Here is a 9,753-nt window from a genome sequence, read left to right as displayed (position 1 = left end):
ACTACCACAAGAACAAACAGGGGCCAGCCACCACAACGACCGATCTGGGCACGTGACTTCTACCGATCTCGGCGGTTATAGCTACCGATCTGGGCGAGAGGGGTGAGGCGAGGCGGGCCGTCTGGTCAGCTGCCGGTGAGGGCCTGGAGCGACTCGGACATCTGCTCGGGGGTGAGCAGGCCCACGTGCACCTGCTGCACCACGCCGTCGGCGCCGATGAAGAAGTGCGAGGGCACGCCCATGATCCCGTAGGCGGCGGAGATCGCCTGGCTGCGGTCGGAAACCTGCGTGAACTCGTTGCCCACGCGCTCGGAGTAGGCGCGCACCGTGCCGGCGTCCTCCCCCACGTAAACCACGATCACCTCGACGTCGTCCCCGTTCTCGGCGGCCGCCGCCTGCACGTCCGGCATCTCGGTGCGGCAGCCGGTGCACCAGGTGGCCACGAACATCAGCCACACCGGCCGCCCCTCCATGGACTGCGGGTCCAGCACCACCTCCTGGGAATCGAGGCCGGCACCGGTGAAGGCCGGCGCCGTCTGCCCCGCCACCGGGGCACTGGCCGCCCCCGCGACGTCGACCTCGGTGACCACGGCGGTCTCGGCCTGGGCGGGCCCGGAGTCATCGGGCCCCACCGCCCACCAGGCGGCGATGGCAATGGCGAAGGCGGCCACCAGCACCACGGCCACCTGCCCGAAGCGCGAGCCGCGAATGCCGGCGCGCCAGGCGGGCTCGTCGGGGGCATCGCCCCGGGATGCGGGCTCGGCAGCGTCGGGCTCGACGGCGTCGAGCAGGTCGTCTACGTCGGCGGAGTTCTCCTCCGGCAGGTCATCACGCATAGGAGTGCAGTCCTCCGAAGAACAGGTTGCCCAGGTAGGTGAACAGGACGGCGGCGAAGCCCAGGATCAGCAGCCAGGCGGCGCGGTTGCCGCGCCAGCCGCGCGTCACGCGCGCGTGCAGGTAGGCGCCGTAGATCAGCCAGGTGACCAGGGCCGCGGTCTCCTTGGGGTCCCAGCCCCAGTAGCGCCCCCAGGCGACGTTCCCCCACAGCGCCCCCAGGATCAGCATCAGGGTCAGCATGGGGAAGGTGACCACGGTGGCCCGGTAGGCCAGGTCATCGAGCACCTCCTGCCGGGGCCAGCCCCGCCAGCGCACGTGTGGGGCGAGCAGGTACATGACCGCGGCGGCGAAGGAGACCACCGCGGCCCCGTAGCCCAGGGACGCGGTGAACACGTGCAGGGTCAGCAGCGGGGAGTTCTGCAGGGCCGGCATCAGCGGGCTGGGCTGGTAGGACAGGGTGGAGGCGTAGATGAGCATCGCCAGGATCACCGGCAGCACGATGATCGACACGGTGCGCACCCGGTAGCGCCACTCGAACAGCACCTGCGCCAGCATCATGCCCCAGGCGAAGCAGATGGCGAACTCGTAGTGGTTGGAGAAGGGGGCGTGCCCGGTGGCGATGGTCCGGGCGATCAGTGAGCCGGTCAGCAGCAGCAGTCCCAGCTGGGTGGACTTGGCGGCCCACCAGGTGACGGTGAAGCGCTTGAGCGGGGCCCGGTGGACGCCACCGGTCACCTCCACGGTGCGCTCGCCGGCGCCGGTGTCGACGACTACGGTGCCGCCCGCGGCCCCGGTCGGCGCCGTGGCCGCGGCCCGCGACATGCGGGCGGCGAAGAAGGCGCCCAGGTAGGCGACGGTGGAGATCACCACCAGGGCGGTGGTGATCAGCAGTAGGGCCTGGGAGTACTCAAGCATCGGCGTCGGTCCTTTCCGCGTGCTGCGTCATTCGTCCGCTCAGGCGGACGGCCATGTCGGTGAAGAATGCGCTGAATCCGAAGTCGCGGCGGTCGGGCGAGGCCAGCTGCACCAGGGCGCCGTCGTCGGTGTCGGTCACCCGCACCCAGATGCGCCGGTGCGGGAAGAACATGGTCATGCACACGCCGATCGCCAGCAGCCCGAAGCCGACCCACACGATCGGGGCGCCGGGGTCGCGGCGCACGATCATCCCGGTGAACTGCTGCTCCCGCTCGAAGGTGAGGGTGTAGTCGCCCACCGCGCTGGGCGTGCCCTGATCCAGGACGGCCTCCGCACTGGGCGTGGTGGCCTCGCCCTCGTACAGCTCGACGCGCACCTGGCCGGGCTCGATACCGGTGCCGACCTGCCCGGAGGCCGCCTCCACCACGTACAGGACCGTGCCGTCGGGCAGGGTGGTGTGGCCGTAGTTGAAGATCTTGTCCGACGTGCTCCACTCCAGGGCGACGCCGTCGTGGAGCAGCTCCGCCCTGGAGGCGTCGGCCACGCGCATGACGGCGGCGACCCCGAAGTAGGACTGGTGGAACATGACGCCGTGGTAGCTCAGCGGGGTGTTGACCCGCACCTCCTGGGAGGCCACCTGCTCGCCGTCGTCCAGCAGCGTCAGGTCGGCGACGTAGTCCTTGGGCGAGCCGTCCTCGTAGTAGGTGTCCTGGAAGCTGTTGGCCTGCACGCTCAGGGCGGTGCCGTGGCCGACGTCCTTGGGGTAGCCCACGGTCAGGGTGAACTGCTGGTCGCGGAAGCCGGTCAGGGAGGAGGCCACGAATCCGGCCATGACCACCACGAAGGCGAGATGCGCGAAGACCGTGCCGAAGGGGGCCCAGTGGTTGCGGTCGAGGTAGGCGTTGCGCCCGGGTCCGCGCTCGTCGACGATCACGCGCAGGCGGTGCCGACGGGCGTCGGCGCACACGGCCTCGAAGGCATCCTCGGCGCTCACCGGCGCGGTGAAGTGGGAGCGCAGCCGCGCCCGGCCGAAGAAGCGGGCGGTCACCCGGGTGCGCGGGTGGCGGGAGGCCCGCCAGATCACCGGCAGACGGTGTGCCGTGCAGGCGAGGATGGAGGCCGCCAGCAGCCCCATCACCACCAGGAAGGGCACCGAGGTGAACATGTTGAACACGCCGAGCCCGCGCAGGACGCCGGTCCAGCCGCCGAAGACCGGCCGCACCTGCTCCAGCCACTGCTCGGCGGCCTGGGCGTCCGCCCTGGTGGAGGCCGGCATCTGGGGGAAGATCGCGCCCATCAGACCCAGCAGGCCGGCCAGCAGGATCAGCACCAGGCCGACGGACTTGTTGTAGAGGAAGGCGTAGATGTGCCCGGCCACCTGGCCCGGTGACAGCGCGGCCTGATCGTCCAGGCCGTCCACCGCCCCGGAGCCGCGCGCCGCAGGGGGCATTCCCGCCGCCCTCGCGGCGGACGGCTGTGCCGGCCCTGCCGAGTCGGCGGCGGCCGTGCGCGTGGGCTTGGCGTCGGTCTGTTTCACCTCGGGTGCCTCCTTAAAGCCCCAGTGCGGGTATCAGGGCGGACAGTCTTCCCAGCAGCCCGGCGATCATGAGCAGCCCGATGACCACGAGCACGCCCCCGCTGACGAGCGAGACGCCCACGTGGTGGCGGCGGAACCAGTCGAACCTCCGCGTCACCTGCGCCGAGCCCAGGGCGACGGCAACGATCGGGATACCCAGGCCCAGGCAGTAGGCGGCCATGAGGGCGATGCCGGACCACGCCGTCGGGCTCGCCGTCGCCAGCGCGAGGATGCCGCCGAGGATCGGGCCGATGCACGGAGTCCAGCCCGCCCCGAAGGCGACTCCCATCAGGGCTGCGCGCAGTGGAGAGCCGGCGGCGTCGGCGGGGCCGGTGGCTCGCACCAGCGTGTCGAAGGGGCGCAGCGTCAGGATGCCCGCCACATGCAGTCCCATGAGCACCAGCACCGCTCCGCCCACCATGCGCGCGTGTACCGCATAGGGTCCCAGCGAGCGTCCGAGCAGCCCGAGCGAGGCCCACAGGGCGATGAACACCACGGAGAAGCCGAGCACGAAGCTCACCGAGTTCGCCAGGGCGGCGCGCCGGTGCACCCGGCCCGCGTCAACGCCCACCAGCTGCCCGACGAAGGCGGGCACGATCGGCAGGAAGCAGGGCGAGGCGAAGGAGACGAGTCCCGCCAGCAGGGCGACCGGGAGGGTTGGCTCCATCCGCTCACCCCGCACTCGGCGTCGCCGTGGCGGAGCCCATCGTGCCCACGTGTCCGCGTACGGTTGCCGCCATCTCCGAGTCGGGGGCCAGCTGGAGCACCTTCTCCCAGCACTGGGTGGCCCGCTCGGAGTCCGGCGGCGTGCGCGCCAGGTACAGGAAGCCGAGGTTGTACCAGGGCTCGGCCACGTCCGGGTCGATCTCGGCGGCGCGCAGCCAGTGCGTCTCGGCCGCCTCGTACTGGTTGGACTGGTACTCGGCCACGCCGATGGTCAGCAGCGCGTCGAGGTTGTCGGGGTCGGCGTCGAGGATCTGCTGCAGCCAGGTGATGGAGTCCTGGTACAGGGCCGCCTTGAGGTACATGACGCCCAGCTCCTGGCGGGCCTCGAAGTTCGCGGGGTCGGCCTCGGCCTGCGCCTGGAGCTCCGCCTCCCGCTCGGCGTCCACCGGCTCGGCCTCGTCCATGGCGGCGACGGCGCTCGCGTCGGCGGTGGCGGCAACCGAGGGGTGGCCCGAGGGCAGGGCCGCATCAGCGGCGGTGTCGCCCCGCCCCACCTGCTGGACGATGATGACCACCGCCGCGGCCAGCAGCGCCACCAGCACCAGGTTCATTCGGGACACCCCGGTGCGCCGCTCCAGCGCCGAGGGGCGCCCCCGCCGGAGCGCAGTATCCGCGGAGGACGGTGCGAGGGCGTCCTCGACATCGTCGTCGGCGAGCAGGTCCTCGACGTCGGCGGCGTCCTCCGGTTCTCCCGTGCCCTCGGCGTCGAATCGGGCCAGCTGGGCGGCGGCCCAGTCCTGCAGCCCCTCCGGGGCGGTGGCGAGGAAGGCGGCCAGCGCCTCCCGGTCCACTTCCCCGTCGGCTCCCGGTTCTCGCCGTCCTTCGCTCCCCTGCGCTTCACGCATACCGTTCCCGCGCCCCGTCAGTTGCCTGCATCCGGCAGGTGCTGCTCGGGAATGGCCGGGCCGATCCCGTTCTCGACGTCGACGCCGCGCAGCGCCAGCTGCCCGGAGCGGGCCCAGTCGGTGGCCTGGTTGAGGATGGAGATCGAGTAGGCGGGGGCGTGGAAGCCGCGGCCGTTCTCGGAGAAGGAGTAGTCGATCACGAACTGCGCCTTGCGCTGGTAGTCGCGGGCCTTGGCCAGGTCCTCCGCCGAGGCGCTGCCGTCCGCGTCCGCCTCGGTGATGTCGGTGATCAGTGCGTCCAGGGCGGTGAAGGAGACGTTCAGCGAGGACTGCCAGCGGGTCTGAATGCCGTCCACGCGCTCGCGCATCTCCTCGGCGGTGGAGTGGTGGCAGGTCAGGCAGGAGGAGTTGATGGTCTCCTCATTGGCCATCGGACTCATGATCTGGTGGTTGGAGACCTTGGCGGCCCCCACGCGGTTGTAGGACATGTGGCAGTCGGCGCAGGTGACCCCGTTGGCCGCGTGGATGCCCTGCGACCAGGTCTCGAAGTCGGGGTGCTGCGCCTTGAGCAGCTCGGCCCCGGACTCCTCGTGGGTGAAGTCGGTCCAGCCGATCTCGTCGTAGTAGTCCATGGCGTCGTAGACGGTCAGGCCCTTGTCCCAGGGGAAGGTCAGGGTCTTGGAGTCGCCGGCGAAGTAGTACTCCACGTGGCACTGGGCGCACACATACGTGCGCATCTCCTGGTTGGTGGCGTCGCGGTTGACGTCGTAGTCCTTGATGCCCTCGGCAGCTTTTGCCTCGCGGATGCCGTCGATGAAGGCCGGCCGGGTGATGGTCAGCTCCATGGTCTGCGGGTCGTGGCAGTCGATGCAGGCGATGGAGGAGGAAGTGTGCTCGTAGGCCTCGTCGTAGCTCATGGCGTTCATGGCATGGAAGCCGGCCTCACGGTCGCCGTCGCCCAGCTCGTCGTAGACCTCGGGCATGGAGGCGTGGCAGTTAAGGCAGGTGCCGGGCTGGTTGAAGCGCTCACTGGTGCGCTCGGTGTAGCGCTGGTCCACCAGCGCCCACTCGTGCCCGCGCGGCTCGGTGTAGTCCACCGCGAAGGCGTAGCCGCGCCACATCCGCTGCGCCCTGGTCTCGGACTCGATCCGGGAGATGGTGTGGTACTCGCGGGGGTCCTCGGCCGTGGGGGTGACGGCGATGAAGTCGCCGTCGGTGTCCTCGATGGTCTTGAGGTACTGCTCGTACTGGATGGGGAAGTTCTGCCCCCACACGGCCGGGTCGTAGGAGGTGTCGGTCAGCTCCACCACCTCGGTGAAGGACGTCGCCGACTCCTGCTTGTGCTCGAAGATATTGGTCAACAGCCAGGTCAGCGCGCCCGCGGCCACGGCCACGGTCACCAGCACCAGGGCGGGCACCCACTTGCGGGACCGGCCCGAGTCGGCCTCCTGCGCGGCGTCATCCGCCCCACCGGCGTCATCGACGTCCTCGTCAGGCTCCGGGGCATCCACCCGGGGGTCCTCCATGGCAGCATCTTCCCTCTCGGTGCTCATGTCGCATCACCTCATATGCCCGACGCCGTCGTGGCAGCGGATGCACGACACCGTCTCGTCCTTGTGGGTGGAACTGTTGGTGGCCTGGTCGACGAAGTCGCCGTGGCAGTACAGGCAGGCGGCCTCGGTGATCTCGCGGTTGTGCTCGCGGATCTGGATGTTCTCCGGGTAGTTCTGGAAGGTGAACTTCAGCGAGTGCCAGAAGCCGTTGTCCGCCTTGTTGATGTACTTGTAGACGATGTTGTCGTGCGGGGCGTGGCAGGAGTTGCAGGTGGCCACATCGTGGTGGCTGCCCCGCTGCCAGGCCTCGTACTGCTCATCCATCGCGTGGCAGTTGGCGCAGGTGGCCGGATCGTCACCGAGGTAGCCGGTCACCCCCGAGTAGTACACGGTGAAGCCGCCGACCCCCAGGACCACGCCCAGCAGCGCCGCCAGCGCGATCCGCGTCCACCCGGTGAACAGGCGCGTGTAGCCGCGCCACAGCGCCTTGAACAGACGTACCACGCGGCACCCCCTCACGCTCCGGGAATGTCACGCCCCGTCCGTTGGGGACACGGACTGACGCAGGGCTTCCTGACTTTATGAAGGATATCACACAGCGTCAGGAAAGTCAGGACTAAGCGTCAGTATCGGGTGCGCACGCTCGCATGCCCGGCAACACGGCGCACCACCCCACGGGGCGCGATCCGCAGCAGCGCGTTGACGCCGAGGTAGCGCAGCGACGGGGTACAGATGACCTGGCCGCGGCGCACCGCCGCGAGCGCGGCCCGGGCGACGTCCTCGGCCCGCAGCCAGGCCATGTCCGGCCAATCGGCGTCCATGCCGGCGCGGTCGTGGAACTCCGAGCGCGTCAGGCCGGGGTTGAGGACGGTGGCCGTCACGCCGGTGCCCCGCAGCTCGCTGGCCAGGCCCTCGGTGAAGGTGCGCACCCACGCCTTGTGCGCCGCGTAGGTGCCCATGGCGGTCAGTGCGGTCACGGAGGAGACGTTGAGAATCGCGCCGTGCCCGCGGGCGACCATCCCCGGCACCGCGGCGTGGGTGAGTTCCAGGACGGCCCCGACCATGACGTTCAGGGCGCGCCGCTCCTGGGCGATGTCCCCGGTGGCGAAGGGCTGGCCGACGGCGAAGCCGGCGTTGTTGACCAGCAGGTCGATGGGCCGGGCGGCCACCTGCGCGGCCGTGTGCGGGGCGTCGGCCCGGGCGGCGTCACCGTTCGTGTCAGCGGGGCCTTCCGCGCCGGCCACATCCACCGGGACGCCGGGCGCGGGACTCCCGACGCGCAGCCGGTCGGCGACGCGGGCGACGTCGTCGGGAATGGACAGGTCGGCGGCGATCACCTGCACGCCGACGCCGGCGAATTGGCTGATCTGGGTGGCTACGCGCTCCAGCCGCTCGCGGGTGCGGGCGACGAGCACGAGGTCGTGGTGGGCCTCGGCGAGCTGCCAGGCCAGCTCCAGGCCGATTCCGCTGGTGGCGCCGGTGACGAGTGCGGTTCCCATACGGGCGAGCCTAATCGCCTGAGCCCCGGGACCGCGCACGAGTGCGAGACGAACGTATGACGCGGGGCCCGAACGGGCCCGAGTGGGCACGGCCGCGGTAGCCTGCACGCATGCGTCTGGCCACCTGGAACGTGAACTCCGCCCGCACCCGAGTCGACCGGATCATCGACTTCCTCGAGCGCCGGGACGTAGACGTGCTGGCCATGCAGGAGACCAAGTGCCGCCCGGACCAGTTCCCGCGCGCCCCCTTCGAGGCGGCGGGCTACGAGCTGGCCGTGCACGGGCTGAACCAGTGGAACGGCGTGGCCATCGCCTCCCGAGTCGGGCTCGACGATGTCGCCGCCTCCTTCCCCGGGCAGCCCGGCTGGGCGGCGAAGGAGGGGGCCCAGCCGGTCGTGGAGGCGCGGGCGCTGGGGGCCACCGTCGGGGGCGCCGACGGCGACCCGGTGCGGCTGTGGAGCCTGTACGTGCCCAACGGTCGGGAGCTGTCCCACCCGCACTACCGGTACAAGCTGGACTGGCTGGCGGCGCTGCGCGACGCCGTATCCGGCTGGCTGGCGGCGGATCCGCGGCAGTCTCTGGCGCTGGTCGGGGACTGGAATGTGGCGCCGCGGGACGAGGACGTGTGGGACATGAGCGTCTTCGAGGGCGCCACGCACGTGTCCGCCCCGGAGCGGGAGGCGCTGGCCGCGCTGGAGGCGGTCGGCCTGCAGGAGGTGACGCGCGAGCGCGTCACCAACTACACCTACTGGGACTACCAGCAGCTGCGCTTCCCGCGCAATGAGGGCATGCGCATCGACTTCGTCTACGGCTCGGCGGCCTTCGCCGCCCGGGTGCGCGACGCCGCCATCGACCGGGACGAGCGCAAGGGCAAGGGGCCCAGCGACCACGTGCCGGTCGTCGTCGACCTCGACTGAACGGGGGCCGCAGGAGGCGCAGTGGTCGTCCGCGGACCCACGCCTCACCGCTCGGCCAGTTCACAGGGCGAGCACTTGGGCGCTGAGCACGGGCCAGTTCTCCCGGTGCACGGTGCCGAAGGGGCGCCCGCCCAGGAAGACGGCCTGGCGGCGGGCGACCGGGTCCACCCAGATGAAGGACCCGGACTGACCGAAGTGCCCGTAGGTCTCGGGGCTGTTGGCGGCGGCCGTCCAGTGCGGGTGCTTGGCGCCGCGGATCTCCAGGCCCAGGCCGAAGTCGTTGGGGTTCTGGCGCCCGTATCCGGGCAGGACGCCGGCCAGTCCGGGGTGGACGGGGCGCCGCGCAGCGGCGGCGAGAGCGGGCGAGACCAGCGTCGGCGCTGCCAGCTCCCGGGCGAAGGCGGACAGGTCTGCGGCGCTGCCCGTACCGGAGTGGGCGGGCGAGCCGGGGACGGAGATGCTGGCCAGGCCGAGGGGTTCGAGGACGGCCGCCTCGACCCACTCCTCGAGCGGGGTGGCGGTGGCCTCCTGGAGCCGCTGCCCGAGCAGTTCGAAGCCGCGGTTGGAGTAGATGCGACGACGGCGTGGGGCGGACAGCGCGGCGGTGGCGTCGGGGGCGACGCCGGAGGCGTGGGCGAGCAGGTCGCGGATGGTGGCACCGGGCAGCTCGGGCGCGGCGGGGGCGTCGAGGTCCAACAGATGGCGGTCCACGGCGACCAGGGCGCTCCAGGCGACGAGCGGCTTGGTCAGCGAGGCGAGGGGAAAGACGGCGTTGATGTCGCCCACCTCGGCGAGGGTGCGGAAGCGCGGACGGGCGTCTGCGGCATCGCCTACCAACTCACTGGCGATAAGCGCGACCGGAAAGTCGAACCTCGTCAGCACTGC

At 71.0% G+C, this 9,753-nt stretch carries 10 protein-coding genes; 1 reads left to right on the top strand and 9 read right to left on the bottom strand.

From position 1 onward, the window contains the following. Positions 1–125: 125 nt before the first annotated feature. From BLR49_RS11295 to BLR49_RS11260, 8 genes are all read right to left on the bottom strand, one after another. Positions 126–836 (bottom strand): TlpA family protein disulfide reductase, encoded by a 711-nt coding sequence (locus tag BLR49_RS11295; RefSeq protein WP_092537665.1) that lies wholly within the window; start codon positions 834–836, stop codon positions 126–128. Further along, complete coding sequence (ccsB, locus tag BLR49_RS11290; protein ID WP_092537663.1) at positions 829–1,752, bottom strand: c-type cytochrome biogenesis protein CcsB; 924 nt, start codon at positions 1,750–1,752, stop codon at positions 829–831. Before ccsB ends, BLR49_RS11295 begins: the two co-directional genes overlap by 8 nt. Continuing rightward, a complete protein-coding gene (locus BLR49_RS11285; protein ID WP_245690640.1) occupies positions 1,745–3,289 on the bottom strand; it encodes a cytochrome c biogenesis ResB family protein in 1,545 nt (514 codons plus the stop codon). Before BLR49_RS11285 ends, ccsB begins: the two co-directional genes overlap by 8 nt. Positions 3,290–3,302: 13 nt before the next feature. Next, positions 3,303–3,995 carry a cytochrome c biogenesis CcdA family protein gene (locus BLR49_RS11280; protein ID WP_092537678.1) on the bottom strand — a complete coding sequence of 231 codons (693 nt, stop codon included), beginning with the start codon at positions 3,993–3,995 and terminating at the stop codon, positions 3,303–3,305. Between the two features lie 4 nt (positions 3,996–3,999). Beyond that, positions 4,000–4,899: a tetratricopeptide repeat protein gene (locus tag BLR49_RS11275; RefSeq protein ID WP_092537661.1), complete on the bottom strand. Its 900-nt coding sequence runs from the start codon at positions 4,897–4,899 to the stop codon at positions 4,000–4,002. A 17-nt stretch (positions 4,900–4,916) separates the two neighbouring features. After that, entirely contained in the window at positions 4,917–6,452 is a 1,536-nt protein-coding gene (locus BLR49_RS11270) for an ammonia-forming cytochrome c nitrite reductase subunit c552 (RefSeq protein ID WP_245690639.1), read from the bottom strand. A gap of 6 nt (positions 6,453–6,458) precedes the next feature. Further along, the gene (gene nrfH / locus BLR49_RS11265) at positions 6,459–6,956 is read right to left on the bottom strand and encodes a cytochrome c nitrite reductase small subunit (protein ID WP_092537659.1); all 498 of its coding nucleotides are present in this window, start codon (positions 6,954–6,956) and stop codon (positions 6,459–6,461) included. Positions 6,957–7,075: 119 nt separating this feature from the next. Then, positions 7,076–7,951, bottom strand: a complete 876-nt coding sequence (locus BLR49_RS11260) for an SDR family NAD(P)-dependent oxidoreductase (protein WP_092537657.1) — start codon at positions 7,949–7,951, stop codon at positions 7,076–7,078. Positions 7,952–8,061: 110 nt separating this feature from the next. Between BLR49_RS11260 and BLR49_RS11255 the strand changes: the two genes are divergently transcribed. Beyond that, the gene (locus tag BLR49_RS11255; RefSeq protein WP_092537655.1) at positions 8,062–8,868 is read left to right on the top strand and encodes an exodeoxyribonuclease III; all 807 of its coding nucleotides are present in this window, start codon (positions 8,062–8,064) and stop codon (positions 8,866–8,868) included. Positions 8,869–8,928: 60 nt separating this feature from the next. Here BLR49_RS11255 and BLR49_RS11250 read toward each other — a convergent pair whose 3' ends face one another. Then, entirely contained in the window at positions 8,929–9,750 is an 822-nt protein-coding gene (locus tag BLR49_RS11250; RefSeq protein ID WP_245690638.1) for a serine hydrolase domain-containing protein, read from the bottom strand. Positions 9,751–9,753: the final 3 nt, after the last annotated feature.

The organism is Actinomyces ruminicola, from assembly GCF_900103885.1.
Classification (GTDB): domain Bacteria; phylum Actinomycetota; class Actinomycetes; order Actinomycetales; family Actinomycetaceae; genus Actinomyces; species Actinomyces ruminicola.
The sequence above is the reverse complement of the archived record's forward strand: the minus strand, read 5'-3'. Positions and strand labels throughout refer to the sequence as shown.